Source organism: Allomuricauda ruestringensis DSM 13258 (assembly GCF_000224085.1).
Lineage (GTDB): Bacteria > Bacteroidota > Bacteroidia > Flavobacteriales > Flavobacteriaceae > Flagellimonas > Flagellimonas ruestringensis.
In genome coordinates this window covers 755,389-775,392 of the sequence record NC_015945.1, presented here as the reverse complement: position 1 = coordinate 775,392, position 20,004 = coordinate 755,389, and the positions used below count along the sequence as shown (strand labels likewise).

Genomic DNA, 20,004 nt, shown 5'->3' with positions numbered 1-20,004 from the left:
GTCTTGTGTCTTGATTCTTGGCTCTTGTTTCTCTTCTCTTTGTTCTTGCACTTGTCGGAAGTCCGGGGGCAGTTTGCAGTACGCAGTCAGCAGTAACTCCAGTTTTTGATTTTTGGAATTTGCCCTTGCACTTGAAATTGTCGAAAGTCAGTATGCCATTCCTTATTGAATCATCATCACAAATTCCAATAACCCAATAACCTAAGAACAAAGCATCAATTCCGTTCTTCAATATACATTTGTCGAACCTTTTTAAAGAGTTCCGAGGAGTAGACAAAATCAGTTACGGCTTCATTGTCGGTTTTAAAGATTTCCCTGTTTGTGCCTTCCCATTCTTTATGCCCGTTTTTTAAGAAGATTATTTTTTCCCCGATTTCCATCACGGAGTTCATATCATGGGTGTTGATTACCGTAGTAATGTCGTATTCCTGAGTAATCTCATGGATAAGGTTATCAATCAAAATAGCTGTTTTGGGATCAAGCCCGGAGTTGGGTTCGTCGCAGAACAAATATTTGGGATTCATTACAATGGCCCGTGCGATGGCCACCCTTTTTTGCATTCCCCCAGAAATTTCCGCAGGCAACCTTTTGTGGGCATCTACCAAATTAACGCGCTTCAGAACAAAGTCTACCCTGTCCTGTTTTTCGGACAATGATTGGGTGGTGAACATGTCCAAAGGGAACATCACATTGCCTTCTACTGTCATGGAATCAAAAAGGGCGCTCCCTTGGAACACCATGCCCATTTCCTGTCGTAGGTTTCTCCGTTCCTTTGCCGAAAGGTCGGAATAGTATTGTCCGTTATAGCATATTTTGCCCTGGTCGGGTTCAAACAAACCCAGAAGGCATTTAAGAAATACTGTTTTTCCCGAACCACTCTGTCCAATTATAAGGTTGGTCTTGCCTTTATCAAACTTTGTAGAAATTCCTTTTAGAACGTGATTGTCCCCAAATGATTTATGTATGTTCTCTACTTCTATCATTAGCCCAATAACAATTGTGTTAAAATGTAATTCACAATAATAATAACAACACTCGTCCAAACAAAGGATGTGGTACTGGCTTTTCCAACATCCAAAGCACCCCCTGTCATGTAAAAACCATGGTAAGAGGGAACAGTGGCAATCACAAAGGCAAAAACTACCGATTTTATTAGCGCATAGGTTACATGGTACGAATCAAAATCCATTTGTAGTCCCTGAATAAAATCACCACTTGGAGCAAAACCCCCAAATACAGCTGCCACCCATCCTCCTAAAATACCAACAAACATGGAAATTGCAACCGCAAAAGGATACAACATGGTAGCCACAATCTTAGGAAAAACCAGATAGTTTAAGGAGTTTACCCCCATTACCTCAAGTGCATCGATTTGTTCGGTAACCCTCATGGTTCCTATGCTCGATGTTATGTACGAGCCTACTTTCCCTGCCATTATAATAGAGGTAAAGGTAGGTGCAAACTCCAATATAACGGATTGCCTTGCTGCAAATCCAATAAGACTTTTAGGTAAAAGAGGATTGGTCAGGTTTAGTGCGGTTTGTATGGTAACAACTCCACCAATAAAAAAAGAGATAAATATAATGATGCCCATGGCACCATATATAAGCTCATCAATTTCCTTGAAGATCAAGGTTTTCATAATGCGCCACTTGGTAGGTTTTTTAAATACTTCCCAAATCATGATGAAGTATTTTCCAATCGCTTCTAAGTATTTCATGCGTTTTTTTGGACTTGAGTTGATAAAAATAAGAATATTGTGCAGCATTTAACCTTCATTTAAATTTTTAAACGATAGAAATCAATAGTTTTGCTGTTATTTGATTAAATCCATACCATGAAAAAGACCAACCTTATAGTTTCCATCTTAGCATTGTGCATCATTAGCATTTCTTATGGTCAACGAAGAAAAAAGAACGATGCGGAAGTACAGCCGGAACCCATTGCCCAAACACCAAAATTGGTAGTGGGCATTGTAGTGGACCAAATGCGGTACGATTACCTTACCCGTTTCTGGAACCAATATGGAGAAGGAGGGTTTAAAAGACTGGTGAACGAGGGCTTTAATTGTAAAAACAACCATTTTAACTATGCCCCAACTAGTACGGGGCCCGGTCATGCATCGGTTTATACCGGTACAACACCTTCCATGCACGGTATTATTGGCAATGATTGGTTCGATAAGGAATCTGGCAAAGACGTGTATTGTGCAGGGGATGATAGTTACACATCCGTAGGGACTACGTCCGATGCAGGGCAAATGTCTCCCCATAGGATGCTTACAACCACCATTACCGATCAGTTGCGCTTGCATACTCAAAAAAGAGGAAAGGTGATTGGCGTGGCATTAAAAGATAGAGGTGCTATTTTACCTGCGGGACACGCAGCCAACGGAGCCTATTGGTTTGAAGGGGGCGAGACAGGCAACTGGATTACCAGCACGTATTATATGGATGCATTGCCGCAGTGGGTGGTCGATTTTAATACGTCCAACGCGGTTGAAGCCTATAAAAAACCTTGGAACACCCTAAAACCCATTGAAACCTATGTGGAAAGTGGCTTGGATGTCAATAATTATGAAGGTTTGCAAAAAGGAGAGACAAGTAATGCCTTCCCGCATGATTTACCAAGCTTGTGGGATACCAACGGTCAATTTGGCTTGTTGCGTGCTACTCCGTACGGAAACAGCATCACCGCAGATTTTGCCTTGGCTGCTTTGGAAGGCGAGGGTTTAGGAGCCGATACCATCACGGATTTTTTGGCCATTAGTTTTTCCAGTACCGATTATGTGGGGCATTTTTATGGAGTTAATTCCAAAGAGGTAGAAGATACTTACATAAGGTTGGATCAAGATTTGTCACGCATCTTAACTACTTTGGATGAAAAAGTAGGTAAAGGTGAGTATACCGTTTTCTTGACTGCCGATCATGCCGCCATTAATGTGCCTTCTTATTTGATGGATTCCAAGATTCCAGCAGGTTATTTGGATATGAAGGGTATGCAAACAAAGTTTGGAGAGTTTCTTCAATACAAATATGGGACAACAGATGTGGTGAAAAATCTTTCCAATTACCAATTGTTTTTGGACCATAAGATTTTGGCCAATTTGGACATAGACCTTGATGATGCCCAAGAGGATATCGCTAAAGAACTATTGTCCTACGAAGGGATAGGTCAAGTGTACACGGCCCATCAAATGTGGGCAAACGAATACACGGAAGGCATACCTTACATATTGCAGAATGGGTATAACCAAAAGCGTTCGGGCGATGTGCTTATGGTGCCAAATGTGGGTTACATTTCGTACAGCAGAACAGGTTCCACTCATGGTTCAGCTCAAATATATGACACTCATGTGCCTTTGTTGCTCTACGGAAAAGGTATTAAACAGGGTAGTACCGTAAACCGTACCGAAATACCCGATATTGCCCCCACCATAGCAGCGTTGCTTGGTATTGCGTTCCCAAGTGGAACTACGGGACAGCCGATTGGCGAGGTGTTGGAGTAGGTAAAACGTGAATTAAAAGATTTCAGAAATTTTGTCCATATAGTTGGAAAAATCAGGATCATTTAAAATGTGGTTTTTGATGCCAATATGCTTAGGCGCAATCTCAATCGTTTTTTTAAGAGCATCAATGGTTCCTTTTTGATTTTGGAGCCCCGCGTATACACATGCTAAGTTGTAGTAGCCTTCAAAATTGTTTGGATTTAAAGCTATTGCTTTATTTATATAATCCTTGGCTTGTTGGTACTTTTTCATATGGATATATGTGCAGGCCAAACCTTGATAAGCCTTCCCCTCATTAGGGCTTAAGGCTATGGCATTTTCATAAAACGATATAGCCTTTTCATAGTTTTTGGATAAATCTTCAATGAAAGCGATATTATAACATGCTTGATAATCTTGGTCATTCAACTCGTATGCCCTAATAAAGTTGTTATATGCTTTTTGCAGATTATTGGTTTGTAGAAACGCCAAACCCAACTCGCTACAAATTTTTGACTCCTGTTTGGGGTCTTTGGGTGCGTTTAAGAGGTTTGATAGCATCTGAATTGCTTTTGGGAATTCGTTTGTACGGTTGAAGCAATAAGCTATTCCTATTTGTGGATTAATGTTCGAAGGGTCTGTTTTATATGCTTTTTCAAATTTTTCTTTTGCCCTACTATAATTATGGACTTTGCAGAGTAGTTCTCCCCAATAAAACCAAGCTATTCCACAATCAGGTTTAAGGTTTGTGGCCATTTCAAAGCATTGTTGTGCTTCTAACGTGTTGTTTAAATGGTTGAGTAATATGCCTTTGTTATAATATGCCTCATATAAATGTTCACCCTTTAATTCAATGGCCCCGTTATATAGATTCAATGATTCTTTGTAGTCACCCTGTTGCTTTTTAACATTTGCATCTTGAATTAATTCTTTGTCTTTTTTGCCCATATCTTGTTTTTAGAAGGTTTAATGTACTGTATACCTCCAAGAATTTTTAAGGTAATTGATGGATACCCATTTTCAATTGATGGATAGGTTTTATGACTTAAAATGGACTTTATAATTGATGGGGGAACCCAATTTCATCCAGGTCAGATTTTAATTTTTCGTAATCTTGGTGTTCTGGGTTTAGTTCTTGTGCCATTTCTTTTGTAATTGCTTCCCCATTGACAACCTTTTCTATGGTTTCCAGATCCAAATCTCTATCAACAAAGTCGCTCAGGTTATTTTTAACTGTAATTGGGTCTCCATCAAAATAGCGGAGCAAAAAACTGGAACCATCTTCCAAATCGACAACATCTTCGTCAAGTTCAATTTTGGGAGCTGAAATACGCCCCTTTTGCCACTTGGTATCCGTTTGGGTCTGCCAAACACAAAATGATGTTTGGTCAATGATAGCTTCAGCTTCTTTCAACAATTTTTCAATCTCTTCGGGCAAGTCATCCACAGTATAGAAAATATCCCACACGGGTTTGGGTTCAAATTTTTTAAACATCCACCATTTGCGTTTTTTCCTTTCGAGTTCTTCCTCTTTCCTAAGGATTTCTTTTTGGGCGTCTTCAAAACGGTCAACAAGGTCACAGTCATAATTGAATCCAACAATACAGGTTCCCTGTTCACCAAAAACGATTTCCATGTATATATTGAATCCTAGGAAGTAAGAAAAATTCTCCTCCGTGGGGTTGTCGCAATTTTTTTTGTGTCTGCTATTTCTTATTGTTTGGTCAGATATAAGAATAGCTTCCAAAGCCGCATAAGCTTTGCATATTCTTTTTAAGTCAACTGGGTTGGGAATAAGGTGTAGGTTTTGGGTGGATGGATCCATAATTGTAGTATTGTTTGGTTTATAAATGGATTTACTTTATGCAAATTCTTTTGTGCAAGCAAAATACTAGTTTAATTTATTGTAAAGCCTTGTGAATTGACGGATGCCCGTTTTCAATTGATGGATAGGTTTTATGACTTAGAATGGACTTTATATTTGATGGGGGAACCCAATTTCATCCAGGTCAGATTTTAATTTTTCGTAATCTTGGTGTTCTGGGTTTAGTTCTTGTGCCATTTCTTTTGTTATTGCTTCCCCATTGACAACTTTTTCTATGATTCCCAGATCCAAACCTCTTTCAATACCATGATTCACAGTATTTTTAACTGTAACAGGATTACCATCAAAATAGCGGAGAAAGAAATCTGAACCATCTTCCAGATCGGAAACATCTTCGTCAAGTTTAATTTTCGAAGCTGAAATACACCCTTTTTGCCACTTTTTATTCGTTTTGGTCTGCCAAACACAAAATGATATCCGGTCAATGATAGCTTCTTTCAACAATTTTTCAATCTCTTCGGGCAAGTCATCCACAGTATAGAAAATATCCCACACGGGTTTGGGTTCAAATTTTTTAAACATCCACCATTTATGTTTTTTCCGTTCAAGTTCTTCCTTTGCCAAGTGGGCTTTTTCAAAACGGGTGATAAGGTCACACTCATAATAGAATCCGACAATACAGGTTCCCTGCTCGCCAAAAACAATAGCCATGTCCGTACCCGCTGGATCCAGATTGTAATCAAAAAGTTCCATGGTTTCGCCATGATCTTTGTAGTATCTGCTATTTCTTATTATTCGTCTAGGTATAAGAATGGCTTCCAAAGCCGCATAAGCTTTGCATATTCTTTTTAAGTCAACTGGGTTGGGGATAAGATGTAGGTTTTGGGTAGATGGATCCATAGTTTTAGTATGGTTTGGTTTATAAGTAGAAGTGATTTATGCAAATTCTTTTGCTCCAGCAAAATACCAGTTTCGTACATAGCAAAGCCTTGTGAATTGACGAATGCCCGTTTTCAATTGACGGATGAAGATTTACAGGTAGTTTGTTATGAAAATTTGGACCAAATCCCTCTCCAGCGATAGCTCCTGATAAACTTTCCCTCTTTTTTGGAAACATACCGAGGTTGTCTTTGGAAGAATGCTTTGAGGTAACCAAAAACCGCTTGGAAGTACAAACCGGGGCTTTTGGCCTGCCAAGCCATTTTTAAAGCGGCTATTTTGGTGAGAACAATCCTATAGCGCATTTTGTACATGGCCACGCCTTTGGTTTGATAATTTTTGGAACTGTAACCATGTCCAGTAGGGCGGAGGTGCTTTACCTTGAGTTCGGGTAGGGTTAAAGTGTCAAAGTCGTGGTATTTTGCCAAAAGGGTATCCACGGTGTCCCAGCCTACACCTGGGCGTAATCCGCCAATTTTGTTGAAACAGGCTTTGTGATATAATTTTATGGGGCCTCGAACATGACTTTTGTCCGCAATATTTTCATACACCCAATCATCTGCTTTTTTGATGTATAACAACCCTGAGCACATACCCAGTTTCCAATTGGCCTGAAATTGATTGACTATAAGCTCAAAATAATTGTTTGGCAAGATGATATCGGCATCAAACTTTCCGATGAGGTCGTATTCCAAGGTATGTTCCAAACCAAAATTAAAGGTGTCAATCACTTTTTTTCCGGGAACATGCTTATCGGTTGAGTTACGTTGCAAAACTTTGATCCAGTCGTATTTTTGCGCGTAGCTTTGGACAATTTTAAAAGTATCGTCCGAAGAATTATCGTCCACCACAATAATTTCATTGGGCAAATAGGTTTGGGCCACAAAAGAATCCAAGCAATCTTTTAAAAAAGCAGCTTCATTGTGCGCGGGAATAACGATACTGATTCGCATTTGTTAAAAGTCCAAAAATATGGTCACTTATCCCAAAGAAGTTTGGTTTAGTTTTAGATGTCGGAAGTACGATGCACGGAGTCTTGTGTCTTGATTCTTGGCTCTTTGCTCTTGTTTCTCTTCTCTTTGTTTTTACACTTGAACTTGCACTTCATTTACCTTTTGCCCCTTTACCCTTCGTCTTTCTATGGCACACGTTCAGCGTAAACAATATAATATCGGTTTGTAAAATACCGGAGTATGGGCCGCACCCCAATTTTTTTGGTTGGGTTCGTCCATTTGGCGGAGTCTTTTATGGTCCACCCCGCTTTTTTCAAAAGCCAATCAAATTGCCAATCCTCGAACTCGTGATAATGACGGTCCCAAGGGTCTGTTTTGCTTCGGTATGCCGGTGAAAACCATAATCGCATGGGAATGCTAGCTACCAATTTTTCGGCTTTTATTTCTTTTAAGACGTTAAATGGAGCCACCAAATGCTCAAATATTTCAAAAGCGGTCACTACATCGGCATCGGTCTGAGCAGCGTTTTGAAAATCTATATCCAAATCCTCACCTGAAGTGTTTTTTACCTGATACCCATTGGATTTCATAATTACCGAAAAAGGATTTTCCACCCCTAGGTCCAAAATGGATTCAGAAGTATTGATGTGTTTTTGTAGAAACGCCAAGGTGTGCCTGTAGCGTTTGTTGGGAAAGTTGTTTTCGTACATGCGCTAAAATTCCAAAAAACAAATCACATATCCCAAATTAGTTTTTAGGTTACTTAATTATTTTGTTAATGGAATTTGGTTTTGGGACTTGAGTTTGAACTTGCACTTGGGTTTGATGCCCGATGCTCGATGTCAGAAGTAACTAAATAACTCAGTAACCCAATAATTTAGTTAGATGCACCTGACGCTTGAACTTGTCGGAAGTCAGATGTCCCAAGCACGATGCACGAAGTCTTGTGTCTTGATTTTTGGCTCTTGTTTCTCTTCTCTCTTTTGACACGAATTACACCAATTGCTCGAATCTCTTGTTAAATGTCGTTTGATTTGTCATTTTGAGCCCTTCGGCTAGGCTCAGGATAAACTAAAGTCGAAACGTCGGAAGTCAGATGTCCCAAGCACGATGCACGAAGTCTTGTGTCTTGATTCTTGGCTCTTGTTTCTCTTCTCTCTTTTGACACGAATTACACCAATTGCTCGAATCTCTTGTTAAATGTCGTTTGATTTGTCATTTTGAGCCCTTCGGCTAGGCTCAGGATAAACTAAAGTCGAAACGTCGGAAGTCAGTTGGCAGTGGTGGTGTGCAGTACTTAACCCAATAACTTGGAATTCCTAACTCATGACTCATAACTCTGAACTTGAGTCTTGGCTCTTGTTTCTCTTTTCTTTGTTTTTATACTTGATACTTGAACTTATTTTTCCAAACATTTCAACATCTGTAAACAATAGCGTTGATGTTCATTCCTGCACCAACACTCGCAAATATAACAACATCTCCTTTTTTTATTTCATGTTCGGGTAGTTTGCCCTTAAGTACCATATCGTAAAGGGTAGGGACTGTGGCCACGGAACTATTGCCCAAATCCTGAATGCTCATGGGCATCACATTTTCGGGAACCGTTTTCCCATAGATTTTATAAAATCTTTTGATGATGGCCTGATCCATTTTTTCATTGGCCTGATGAATGAAGATTTTCTTGACATCATCTATGTTCACCCCACTATCATCCAAACAAGAAGCCATGGCATTGGGTACATTGATACAGGCAAACTCATATATTTTACGTCCTTGCATTTTTATGTACCGGGTATCCTTGCACGCTTCGGAGCTGTTGGATTTATCAAAATATAGATAATAGGCCTCCTCGTTGGCGTAGGTTGCCGAGGCATGGGACAATATTTCACCGTTTGACGGATTGGCCTCTAAAATTGCCGCTCCGGCACCATCGGAAAAAATCATACTGTCACGGTCGTGTTGATCCACCACTCTGGAAAGGGTTTCTCCGCCAATGACCAAACATTTTTTGGCCATACCACTTTTGATGAACGCATTTGCTTGAATTATACCCTCAATCCATCCTGGGCAACCAAAAATAAGATCATAGGCTATACATTTTGGATTTTTGACGCGCAACAAATGCTTCACACGGGTTGCTAGGCTGGGTAAAGTGTCCCCTTGGATTTTTCCAGGGGTGAGATCTCCGAAATTATGGGCAAATATGATGTAATCTAGTTCTTCTTTATCAATTCCAGCATTGTTAATGGCTTCTTCTGCCGCCAAAAAGCCGATATCCGAAGTTTTTAGATCAGGTTTGGCATACCTCCGGTTGGCGATGCCCGTTATGGCCTTAAATTTTTCAATGATAACGTTGTTCTGTTGTTCAAATGCCGATCCATCGGTCTCCATAAACTTATGATGCAAAAAATCTTCGTTTTTGGTTACTATTGATGGAATATAGCTTCCGGTACCTGTAATGCCAATTTTCATCTTATCTGGAGGTTTTAATCATAACAAGTTAAGATATATAGTCAACAATGCTATGCATGCATAATAAATAGTACAATGTTCAAAAGATACCTCATATATTGCAGGATATGAAAAAAGCCTTGATCTTATTTTGGAATCAAGGCTTCTTTCTAATGTTTATAATGGTTTTCAGGCTTCTATGTAATCTTCGATAGGCGCACAAGTGCACATCAAATTACGATCCCCAAACGCTTCATCAGTTCTTCTAATGCTGGGCCAAAACTTGTTTTCAGCTACATAAGGCAATGGATAGGCGGCTTTTTCCCTGCTGTACGGATGGCTCCAAGAATCACTTGTTAACATACCCAAGGTGTGCGGAGCATTTTTTAAAACATTGTCCGTTTCGTCGGCAGAAGCTTCATCAATCTCCGTTCTGATGGATAACAAGGCATCACAGAACCTGTCCAATTCTGCACGACTTTCACTTTCAGTGGGCTCTATCATCATGGTGCCAGCAACGGGGAAAGAAACGGTTGGTGCATGGAATCCGTAATCAATAAGACGTTTGGCAATATCGGTCACTTCAATTCCATTGGCTTTAAAAGGTCTGCAGTCAATGATCATTTCGTGGGCCGCACGTCCACGCTCGCCAGTATAAAGTACATCAAACTTATCTTTTAAGCGACCTTTAATGTAATTGGCATTTAGAATTGCCGCTTCGGTAGCTTTGGTAAGTCCCCCAGTCCCTAACATTTTAATATATCCGTAAGAAATCAGGCAAACCAACGAACTCCCCCATGGTGCAGCGGAAATAGCGGTTATTGCGTTTTCCCCCCCCGTTTCAATGACAGGGTTTGTAGGCAAGAACGGTTTTAAATGCTCGGCAACACAAATGGGCCCTACTCCTGGGCCTCCACCACCATGTGGAATAGCAAATGTTTTATGAAGGTTAAGGTGACAAACATCCGCTCCGATCGTTGCAGGATTGGTCAACCCTACTTGGGCATTCATGTTGGCACCATCCATATACACCTGCCCACCGTTGTCGTGGATAAGTTTTGTGATTTGTTTTATGGATGACTCAAAAACACCGTGGGTGGAAGGGTAGGTCACCATCAATGCAGCAAGGTTCTCCGCATGTTTCTCTGCCTTTTCTTCCAAATCGACCATGTCGATATTACCTTTTTCATCGGTTTTGGTCACTACCACTTTCATGCCAGCCATTACCGCCGAAGCAGGGTTGGTTCCGTGTGCCGAAGCAGGAATCAAGCAGATGTTCCGGTGCCCTTCTCCCCGTGATTCGTGGTAGGCACGGATGACCATTAGACCCGCATATTCTCCTTGGGCCCCAGAATTGGGTTGAAGTGATGTTGCGGAAAACCCGGTAATTACATTTAATTGCTCTTCAAGCGATTTTAGCACCTCTTGGTAACCTTCCGCTTGGTTTACGGGTACAAAAGGGTGTATGTTGCCCCATTCCGGCCAACTTAAAGGCAGCATTTCCGAAGCAGCGTTCAGCTTCATGGTGCAACTTCCCAAAGAGATCATGGAGTGGTTCAATGCTAAATCCTTGCGCTCCAATTTTTTAATGTATCGCATCAACTCCGTTTCAGAATGGTAGGAGTTGAATACTTCGTGCTCCATAAACGGAGCTTGTCTTTGCAAATGGGTAGGAATGGCCTCTTCCAATTCAATATTTGCCGAGGATTTTTCCTTTAGTTCGTGAGATTCCAAGAAACAAGATACCAACGCATTTACATCAGCATCGGAAACAGCTTCGTTCAAAGAAATGGAAACTGTTGTATCATCAATATAATAAAGGTTGATACTTTTGCTCTCTGCTATTTCCCTAAGTCGTTCTGTATTTTTAACTTTTACTTGAATGGTATCAAAATATGCGGTGTTCAGTTGCTCAAACCCATAATTTTCCAAGGTATTGGCCAATTTTTTGGTTTGAAGGTGAACTTTTCCGGCAATATATTTTAAGCCTTCCGGACCGTGATAAACGGCATACATTCCGGCCATGACTGCCAAAAGCACTTGGGCGGTACATATATTGGATGTTGCTTTGTCCCTTTTTATGTGTTGTTCCCTAGTTTGAAGTGCCATTCGTAGGGCTGGGTTGCCATCGGTATCTTTGGTGATTCCGATAATTCTTCCGGGAATATTTCTTTTATAAGCTTCTTTGGTGGCAAAAAATGCGGCATGTGGGCCACCATAACCTAGTGGAATCCCAAAACGTTGCGTGGTTCCCACTACGGCATCCACGCCCCATTCACCAGGAGGGGTAAGCATTACCAAGCTCAAAATATCGGCGGCAACTGCCACTTTTATTTCGTTTGCCTTGGCTTTTTCCACAAAGGAGGCATAGTCGTTTACTTGGCCATGTTTTCCTGGGTATTGCAACAACGCACCATAATATTCATCTGAAAAATCAAAACCTTCATGATTTCCTACAACCAATTCTATACCTAAAGGTATGGCGCGTGTTTCCAGTAAGCTCAAGGTTTGTGGCAGTATTTCTTCAGAAACAAAAAACTTTACGGCACCATCCTTTTTTTGTTGTCGGCTGCGAAGCTCGAACAACATGCTCATGGCTTCAGCGGCAGCGGTACTTTCATCCAAAAGTGATGCATTGGCGATTTCCATACCTGTAAGGTCGGCAACCATCGTCTGGAAATTCAAAAGTGCTTCCAATCTACCTTGGGCAATCTCGGCTTGGTAGGGCGTATAGGCCGTGTACCATCCAGGATTTTCCAGAATATTTCTTTTGATGACCGATGGTGTTAGGGATTCGTGGTACCCCAAACCAATATAGGTTTTAAAAACCTTGTTTTTCTTGGCCAGTTCGTTCAGATGGCTCAGAAACTCGTGTTCGCTGATGCCCTTTGGAAGGTCCAATGGCTTATTTAATTTGATGTCATCGGGAATGGTCTCGTAAATGAGCTGTTCCATGCTTTCCACCCCAATGGTTTTGAGCATGTGGGGCAAGTCTCTTTCTGTGATGCCAATGTGTCTGGCGGCAAAAACCTCTGTATTCATGTTCAATCCAATAAAGTGCACAAAATTAGGGATTAATTCGATGAAAATGGTCAATTTTGAAAGACTCTGAACCAAAGTTGTTAACCACAAGTTAACCTTTGGCACAAGACATTGGATTTTAACCCATGCGAACCCTAAAAGCCATTTTTGATTTTTATCTGGATGCTAGCATCCATGTGGCTGTTGCTGTTATTTCCATGGCCGGTGTCACCTTTCATCTTTTGGGGAGTTCGTCGGATATCGATCTTTTGGGCTTTATTTTTTTTAGTGTGATTGTTTGCTACAATTTCATCAAATATGGGGTAGAGGCCTACAAATATCTGATTGTCTCCAATGCTTATCACAAAGTCATTCAGGTTTTTAGCTTTGTTTCTTTTGTGTTCGCCATCTATTTTTTGATCCAATTGGATGAGGAAATTTGGGTGGCGACCCTTGTTTTGGGCGTGTTGTCCGCTTTGTATGCAGTTCCGTTATTGCCGCGGGCAAAAAACTTAAGGAATTTGGGTGGGCTTAAAATTTATATTGTGGCCTTTGTTTGGGCGGGCTTTACAGTTTTGCTCCCAGTTTTGGATGCAAAAATGCCCTTGAATTGGGACTTTGCGATAACCTTTATTCAAAGAATGTTGTTGGTTTTAGTACTTATTTTGCCTTTTGAGATAAGGGATATGCAATGGGATGATAGGAGTCTCCGAACTTTGCCGCAGGTATTGGGCACTAAAAACACAAAGCGATTGGGAATGGGATTAACCCTAATTTTCTTTCTATTGACTTTTTTGAAGGATGGGATACATCAACTGGAGACCGTATTGCGCTTAGTATTATCTGTTTTGCTTATCCTTGTACTTGCATCAAAAAAACAGATAAAATCCAAATACTTTGTGATATTTTGGGTGGAGGCAATACCAATTTTTTGGTTTTGTATGTTTTGGTGGGCGGAAAACTACTTTTAGAGCTTTTCCTCGAGCTCTCTTTTCATTTTTTTCTTGTCATCTTCAGATAGCATGGTAAGTCCGGCTCGGTCGCAGAGCGAAGTTAGTTCCTCGTTCTTTTTGGAGTATCCTCTGCAAACTTTGCAATACAAAAGGTGTAAGCGCAGCTTTATGATGTCCCATAAAGTGGCTTCCTTATATTGGGATTTATCACAGATGCATGATGCTTCTTTACATGAAATCTTCATACCTAAAACCAATTTTCATTTAAACAACCCATGAGCGCCGTTCTTGCTCTATGGACCATCACCCAAAGGTTGGACGGATTTATATCGAGTTCATTACAAACATCTTCGGTACTCATTCCTTGAATGGTCTTTAATTTAAAAACCAATGCCTGTTTTTGGGGCAATTTTGAAATGCAGTCCTGAATGGCGGCGCCCAATTCCTCATTTTCAAGCACATTATCACCGTCACGGCTGTAAGGGTCGGCTACTTGCTGTTCTAGCCAATCCCCTTCTGCATCTGAATCGGAGCTATAGTTGATGCGCACCTCTGCCTTCCCTTTTTTTGAATTTATTTTTCGGTAGTGGTCAATCACCTTTCTTTTTAAGATGGATACCAGCCACGTGCGTTCGGCGGCGTCACCTTTATAGTTTTTGGCTGAATTGAGACCTGCAAAAAAGGTTTCCTGTACCAAATCTTTTGCAATTTCAGCATCGCTTACACGAGAAACTGCATAGTTGAACAGGTAATCGGCATATTGATTTACCCAATTGTCCGGTTGAAGTTTATGCTTGGCCATATTCTTATCGAATTACCAAATGTAATGGTTTTTGGGTTATGGTTTAAAAATGGATTAGACGTGTAAAACGTAATAGCCTGACAAGGAGCAAGGGTTCAGTCCAGATAGTTCAATTCTTATACAAAAAAGTTCCCATAGAATGGGAATTATGCTGTACATCATTTTAATGCTGAAATGCAAGTTGATGAAACTATTGAACACATATTTCTGTATTATGATATTTCTGACAGGATTTCCTTGATATATTTTGAGTTTAACGGTTTTACCAAATAATCGGATATTTCCTCAATTCTGTCCGCCTTTTTGATGTCCTTGGGGTCCATCGAAGAGGAAACCATATATACTTTGATGCTTTTATTCAATTTAGGAAGTAGCTCGATAAACTCTTCCATAAATTGGAACCCATCCATTACAGGCATGTTAATATCCAAAAAGATGATGTCGGGTAATTCATCATCGTCATTCTGGTGCACTACGATATATTCCAGTGCTTCGGCGCCATCGGAAAAGGTGCGGGTAGACCGCACTTCAGGAATGCTTTTAAGTGTTACTCCGATTGTAAATTGATAGATTTCATCATCATCAATAACAAATACATTGATTGGTTTCATAATCATCAATGGTTACAGATTTATAAAAAAAGAAGTTCCCTTGCCTTCTTCACTTTTGGCCCAAATTTTACCGCCCATGGCATCGACTTGGGCTTTCGTTAAAAACAAACCAACACCTTTGGCGTCCTTGTTTCTATGGAATACCTTACTAAATCCAAAAAGTTTGTGCCCATTTTTTTTTAGATTGATTCCCAATCCATTGTCCTTAAATTCCAGCTGTACCGTTCCATCGTTTATCCTCGATTTGACAAAAATTTCGGGAGCCCTGTCTTTCGCCTTGTATTTTAAGGAATTGCTGATCAGATTAATGAAAATACTTTCCAAATAGATTTTGTTGTACATCACGGTGGGAGCTTCGGAAAAATCAGAGGTAATGACCGCATTGGTCTTCAAAATCTCGGCTGCGAGCATCTCTTTTGTTCTTTCCAATGTTTTGTCGAAATGGCTTTTCTCTAAAGATTGTTGAGCACTTTTTTTAATGAACAAGGATTCCACAAGGGTATCCAATGTCCATGTAAGATGGTTGGTAACTGACTCAATTTTATTGATGATCATCTCCTTGGTTTTGGAATCACTTTCCGTTTTGTAAATATCCAATAAGGCATTGAGATTACTGACTGGTGATCTCAGATTGTGCGATGTGATTTGATTGAACTCTTCCAATTGGCGATTTTGGGCTTTCAGTCGCTTGGCCGATTCCTTTAAACTTTTGTTGGTCTCCATAATTCGATGCGCTGCCTGTTTTTGAACCGTAATATCCCTGACGGCAATTGATACCAGAAGGCCTTCGGAGGTTTCGAGGGGACTTAGGGTAACTTGAACGGGTATTTGGAAACCTGATTTGTTTTGTACAAAAAAATCAAGGTCCGCAGGAAGCCCGGTATGTTTTGGGGCTTTAAAAAATGTCTCGGCATAATATTCCAGAGTGTCCCAAAGTCGGTTTGGGACGAGAATGGTCACATGTTCGTCAATAAGTTCCGATGGTTTATAGCCAAACATTTTCTCTGCTTGTTTGTTGATCAATTGGATAATGCCTTTTCGATCAACAATGACCATGGTGTCCGGTGCGGAATCCAATAAACCTCTAAACTTGATTTCGGACATCCGGTGTTCGGTAATATCCTGTGTGGTTCCGATCATTTTTACCACATCACCATGTTGATTCATGATGAGTTCCCCGATCAATTCAACTGTATGGACACTGCCATCTTCATGGATTATACGGTGCATAAATTTCCGAAACCGTTTCTCGTCGATAAACTCTTGGGCATTCTCACGAAAAGTTTTTCGGTCATCGGGATGTATCGCTTCGACAACGCGCTCAAAATGGATGGGAGTGCCCACTTCCAGACCAAATATGCGATATAGGTTGTCCGACCAAATAATATTGTCGGCCATAATATCCCATTCCCAATAGCCAATTTGGGATAATTGTTCCGCAAGATTGAGTTGCTGGATTTTTTTGGTAAGCTCAACTTTTGTCTGTTTCCTTTCGGTAATGTCTTGGAGGAAACCGAATAATTTTACACAAACCCCATTTTCCATTTTTGGATTCCCCACATTACGAACGCACTTAATGTTGCCTTTGGCTGTAACAACCTCCATGTCCAAATCATAAGGCTTACCTTTTGAGATGGCATTTTGCATGGCATCACGGGCCATATCCCTGTAGTATCCTTCGTTAAAAAAGGAAGCAAGATTATCCAAGGATGGCGCAAAATCATCAGGAACTTCGGTGATTTCGCGGGTAACATCGCTCCAATAGATTTCATTGGTGGCTACGTTAAGTTCATAGATACCAATTTTGGCTAGTTTGATGGTTTCTGTAAACAAACTATCTGATCCAAAATCCTCAATGTCCCAATTTTTCATATACTTCGGGGTTGGTTGTAACAAAGCAAGCCTTCATTATTTATGGGAACTCTCAAGCTTTATGGGTCAGGTAATGCAAATTACTTAAAAAGATAGTAAATTCCCATCACTTTTCTTGTTGCGGCTCCAAATTATTGTAAAAACCCCTGTTATTTAGTTACCAGTCCTGCCCGCTCCAACAAGGCGTCAATATTGGGTTCGGCTCCCCTAAATTTTTTGTACAGTTCCATGGGGTTTTCGGTGCCTCCTTTGGAAAGTACGTGCTCTTTGAATTTGCTTGCAACCATTTTACTGAAAATTCCATTTTCCTTGAAATATGAAAAGGCATCGGCATCCAATACCTCGGCCCATTTATAACTGTAGTAGCCAGAAGAATACCCGCCTTGGAAAATGTGGGCAAAAGATGTACTCATGCAAGTTTCCGGTGTTTCTGGGAACAAATCGGTGCTTTTAAAAGCCTCGGTCTCGTAGGCTTTTACATCTTGTATGTTGGCTGGATCTTTTCCGTGCCAAGCCATGTCCAACAATCCAAAACTTAATTGGCGAACCGTTGCCATTCCCTCTTGAAAGGTGGATGACTCTTTGATTTTTTCAACCAGTTCCATAGGAATCAATTCACCTGTTTCGTAATGATGCGCAAAAAGCTCCAAAGCTTCTTTTTCGTAGCACCAATTTTCCATCACCTGACTGGGCAGTTCTACAAAATCCCAATATACGGAGGTGCCGGATAAGCTTGGATATGTGGTGTTGGCCAACATACCATGCAAGGCGTGCCCAAACTCATGGAAAAGCGTGGTTACCTCATTAAAAGTGAGCAAGGATGGCTTTGAGCTCGTCGGTTTTGTAAAGTTACAGACATTGGAAATATGCGGCCTGCTGTTTTTCCCGCCCAAGGTATATTGTGGTTTGTAGGAGGTCATCCATGCACCGCCACGCTTTCCGGGTCTGGGGTGGAAATCGGCATAAAACAAAGAGATGAAGTTGTCGTTTTCATACACTTCAAAGGTTTTTACCTCTTCGTGGTATTTGTCCACATTGTCAATTTCTTTAAAGGTAAGTCCGAATAATTTTTCAGCAACCTTGAACACCCCGTTGATTACATTTTCCAGCTTAAAGTAGGGTTTCAGCTTTTCATCATCCAAATTGAACAATTTTTGCTTCAATTTTTCGGAATAATAAGCGCTGTCCCATTTTTCCAAACGGTCAACGTTGTCCAGTTCCTTGGCGAAAGCTTCCAGTTCGGCAAATTCCCTTTCGGCGGCTGGTTTAGATTTCTCCAAAAGTTCGTTCAAGAAATCCATCACCTTTTCTGGGGTCTCGGCCATACGTTCTTCTAGCACAAAATGTGCATGGGTGTCATACCCCAAAAGATCGGCCCGTTCGTGGCGAAGATTTACAATTCGCTTTACATGTTCTTGGTTGTCCAGTTCATCATTATGGAAACCTTTGCTGCCAAATGCCAAGGAGAGTTCTTTACGCAATTCCCTGTTCTTGGCGTATTTCATAAACGGGATGTAGCTAGGGTAGTCCAGGGTAATCAACCAGCCTTCCTTTTCTTTGGATTCGGCCAATTGGGCAGCCGCTTCCTTAGTGCCTTCGGGAAGCCCTTCCACATCTTTTTCATCCGTAAGCAACATTTCATATTTGTTGGTCTCGGCTAACACATTTTCACCAAATGTCAGTTTTAATTTGGAGAGTTCTGCATCTATTTCGCGAAGGCGTTTTTTGTTCTCTTCCTTAAGATTGGCACCATTTCTACTAAAATTCTTGTATTTCTTTTCCAGAAGCGTTTGTTGCTCTTGGGTGAGGTCCAACGAATCTCGTTGCTGGTAAACAGTTTTGATACGCTCAAAAAGCCCTTCATTTAGAGTGATGTCATTGCTGAACTCGGATAATAGGGGGGACACTTCTTGGGCTATTTTCTGAATTTCTTCGTTGGTTTCCGCAGAATTCAAATTGAAAAAGATACTGGAAATACGGTCCAATTGCTGACCCAAAAAATCCAATGCTTCCAAAGTGTTTTCAAAAGTGGGCGGCTCTGGATTATTTACAATAGTATCGATTTCCTTTTTGGTGTCCTCGATGGCCTGAAGAAAAGCGGGTTTAAAATGTTCGTTCTTTATTTTTGAAAATGGAGCCTTATCAAAAGCTTCCAATAATGGATTGTTCATATTTGTTACTTCTGTTCTTTGTTTTTAAAATGGGTTACTGCCCAATCACTCATCAAATAGGCAAAACCGATAATGGAGGAAAATGCAGCCAAGGTTAAAGCGGCATAACTTTTTTCTTTGGCGCTACTGGTCATTTTATTCATGGCGTCAATGGCCTCATTCGAATACTCGTTCAGATCCACGAAGCCATTTCCATTGATATCGTATTTGCTGGCATAATCTGAAATGAATTGCCAACGTATTTCAACATAAATTAAAAGCGCTGCATATAGGACGAAAACCAAAAGACCACTTTTCCAAATACCTTTTATATATGGATTGTTCACTTTTTTTAGGGTGAAGCCTAGAAAAGCAATAGCACAAATCCCCAATAATATGCCAATTTGATTATAGTTCATAATCAACCAAGGTTTGCTTGCTGTTAGAATGATTTCTTTACTTCTTCGGCACCTTTGATTACTTTTTCCTTAAGTCCCTCTTTGTAAGAAATAATGTTGTTCATAATTTCACTATTGGAGCTTCCGATAATCTGTGCGGCAAGTATTCCAGCATTTTTTGCTCCGTTTAAAGCTACGGTGGCAACGGGAACCCCACCGGGCATTTGTAGAATGGACAGTATAGAATCCCAACCATCAATGGAGTTACTGCTTTTTACAGGAACTCCGATAACAGGTAACGGGGATAACGATGCCACCATTCCAGGTAAATGTGCGGCGCCTCCCGCTCCTGCAATAATCACAGCATAGCCATTCGTGTAGGCACTCTTGCTAAAGCTGAACAATTTTTCTGGAGTTCTGTGGGCAGAAACAATATCCACATCCACGGCAACACCCAATTCCTTCAATATATCGATGGCGTCTTGCATAACGGGAAGGTCACTTGTACTTCCCATAATTACGGCTACTTTGCTCATATC

General features: G+C 40.7%; 18 protein-coding genes. 2 read left to right on the top strand and 16 right to left on the bottom strand.

Features of this window, described 5'->3' with window-relative positions; translation table 11 throughout:
• Positions 1–215: 215 nt before the first annotated feature.
• Together MURRU_RS03585 and MURRU_RS03580 are read right to left on the bottom strand one after the other, a co-directional pair.
• Positions 216–983: an ABC transporter ATP-binding protein gene (locus tag MURRU_RS03585; protein ID WP_014032059.1), complete on the bottom strand. Its 768-nt coding sequence runs from the start codon at positions 981–983 to the stop codon at positions 216–218.
• Complete coding sequence (locus MURRU_RS03580; protein ID WP_041801280.1) at positions 983–1,720, bottom strand: MlaE family ABC transporter permease; 738 nt, start codon at positions 1,718–1,720, stop codon at positions 983–985. Before MURRU_RS03580 ends, MURRU_RS03585 begins: the two co-directional genes overlap by 1 nt.
• Before the next feature lie 117 nt (positions 1,721–1,837).
• On the opposite strand from MURRU_RS03580, the gene pafA reads away from it, so the two are divergent.
• Positions 1,838–3,508: an alkaline phosphatase PafA gene (pafA, locus tag MURRU_RS03575; RefSeq protein ID WP_014032057.1), complete on the top strand. Its 1,671-nt coding sequence runs from the start codon at positions 1,838–1,840 to the stop codon at positions 3,506–3,508.
• 12 nt (positions 3,509–3,520) lie between these two features.
• Here the strand turns inward: pafA and MURRU_RS03570 are convergent, their stop codons facing one another.
• The 7 genes from MURRU_RS03570 to gcvP all read right to left on the bottom strand — a co-directional run bounded on the left by MURRU_RS03570 (position 3,521) and on the right by gcvP (position 12,700).
• Positions 3,521–4,435: a tetratricopeptide repeat protein gene (locus MURRU_RS03570; RefSeq protein WP_014032056.1), complete on the bottom strand. Its 915-nt coding sequence runs from the start codon at positions 4,433–4,435 to the stop codon at positions 3,521–3,523.
• A 109-nt stretch (positions 4,436–4,544) separates the two neighbouring features.
• Complete coding sequence (locus MURRU_RS03565) at positions 4,545–5,312, bottom strand: hypothetical protein (RefSeq protein ID WP_014032055.1); 768 nt, start codon at positions 5,310–5,312, stop codon at positions 4,545–4,547.
• Between the two features lie 150 nt (positions 5,313–5,462).
• Positions 5,463–6,212, bottom strand: a complete 750-nt coding sequence (locus MURRU_RS03560; RefSeq protein WP_014032054.1) for a hypothetical protein — start codon at positions 6,210–6,212, stop codon at positions 5,463–5,465.
• A 146-nt stretch (positions 6,213–6,358) separates the two neighbouring features.
• Complete coding sequence (locus MURRU_RS03555) at positions 6,359–7,204, bottom strand: glycosyltransferase family 2 protein (protein ID WP_014032053.1); 846 nt, start codon at positions 7,202–7,204, stop codon at positions 6,359–6,361.
• Positions 7,205–7,389: 185 nt separating this feature from the next.
• The gene (locus tag MURRU_RS03550; protein ID WP_014032052.1) at positions 7,390–7,914 is read right to left on the bottom strand and encodes a class I SAM-dependent methyltransferase; all 525 of its coding nucleotides are present in this window, start codon (positions 7,912–7,914) and stop codon (positions 7,390–7,392) included.
• A gap of 706 nt (positions 7,915–8,620) precedes the next feature.
• The gene (locus tag MURRU_RS03545; protein ID WP_014032051.1) at positions 8,621–9,679 is read right to left on the bottom strand and encodes a 3-oxoacyl-ACP synthase III family protein; all 1,059 of its coding nucleotides are present in this window, start codon (positions 9,677–9,679) and stop codon (positions 8,621–8,623) included.
• Between the two features lie 168 nt (positions 9,680–9,847).
• Positions 9,848–12,700 carry an aminomethyl-transferring glycine dehydrogenase gene (gcvP, locus tag MURRU_RS03540; protein ID WP_041801770.1) on the bottom strand — a complete coding sequence of 951 codons (2,853 nt, stop codon included), beginning with the start codon at positions 12,698–12,700 and terminating at the stop codon, positions 9,848–9,850.
• A gap of 125 nt (positions 12,701–12,825) precedes the next feature.
• On the opposite strand from gcvP, the gene MURRU_RS03535 reads away from it, so the two are divergent.
• Positions 12,826–13,650: a UbiA prenyltransferase family protein gene (locus tag MURRU_RS03535; RefSeq protein WP_014032049.1), complete on the top strand. Its 825-nt coding sequence runs from the start codon at positions 12,826–12,828 to the stop codon at positions 13,648–13,650.
• Here the strand turns inward: MURRU_RS03535 and MURRU_RS03530 are convergent.
• The 7 genes from MURRU_RS03530 to purE form a co-directional block, all read right to left on the bottom strand.
• The gene (locus MURRU_RS03530; protein ID WP_014032048.1) at positions 13,647–13,877 is read right to left on the bottom strand and encodes a hypothetical protein; all 231 of its coding nucleotides are present in this window, start codon (positions 13,875–13,877) and stop codon (positions 13,647–13,649) included. The genes MURRU_RS03535 and MURRU_RS03530 overlap by 4 nt on opposite strands.
• 2 nt (positions 13,878–13,879) lie before the next feature.
• Entirely contained in the window at positions 13,880–14,434 is a 555-nt protein-coding gene (locus tag MURRU_RS03525) for a sigma-70 family RNA polymerase sigma factor (RefSeq protein WP_014032047.1), read from the bottom strand.
• A 212-nt stretch (positions 14,435–14,646) separates the two neighbouring features.
• The gene (locus MURRU_RS03520) at positions 14,647–15,045 is read right to left on the bottom strand and encodes a response regulator (protein WP_014032046.1); all 399 of its coding nucleotides are present in this window, start codon (positions 15,043–15,045) and stop codon (positions 14,647–14,649) included.
• A 12-nt stretch (positions 15,046–15,057) separates the two neighbouring features.
• A complete protein-coding gene (locus MURRU_RS17295; protein ID WP_014032045.1) occupies positions 15,058–16,917 on the bottom strand; it encodes a sensor histidine kinase in 1,860 nt (619 codons plus the stop codon).
• 149 nt (positions 16,918–17,066) lie between these two features.
• Positions 17,067–19,088, bottom strand: coding sequence for a M3 family metallopeptidase (locus MURRU_RS03510; RefSeq protein WP_014032044.1), 2,022 nt, complete (start codon positions 19,086–19,088; stop codon positions 17,067–17,069).
• A 5-nt stretch (positions 19,089–19,093) separates the two neighbouring features.
• Positions 19,094–19,486 carry a hypothetical protein gene (locus tag MURRU_RS03505; RefSeq protein WP_014032043.1) on the bottom strand — a complete coding sequence of 131 codons (393 nt, stop codon included), beginning with the start codon at positions 19,484–19,486 and terminating at the stop codon, positions 19,094–19,096.
• Positions 19,487–19,509: 23 nt separating this feature from the next.
• Complete coding sequence (purE, locus tag MURRU_RS03500) at positions 19,510–20,001, bottom strand: 5-(carboxyamino)imidazole ribonucleotide mutase (protein ID WP_014032042.1); 492 nt, start codon at positions 19,999–20,001, stop codon at positions 19,510–19,512.
• Positions 20,002–20,004: the final 3 nt, after the last annotated feature.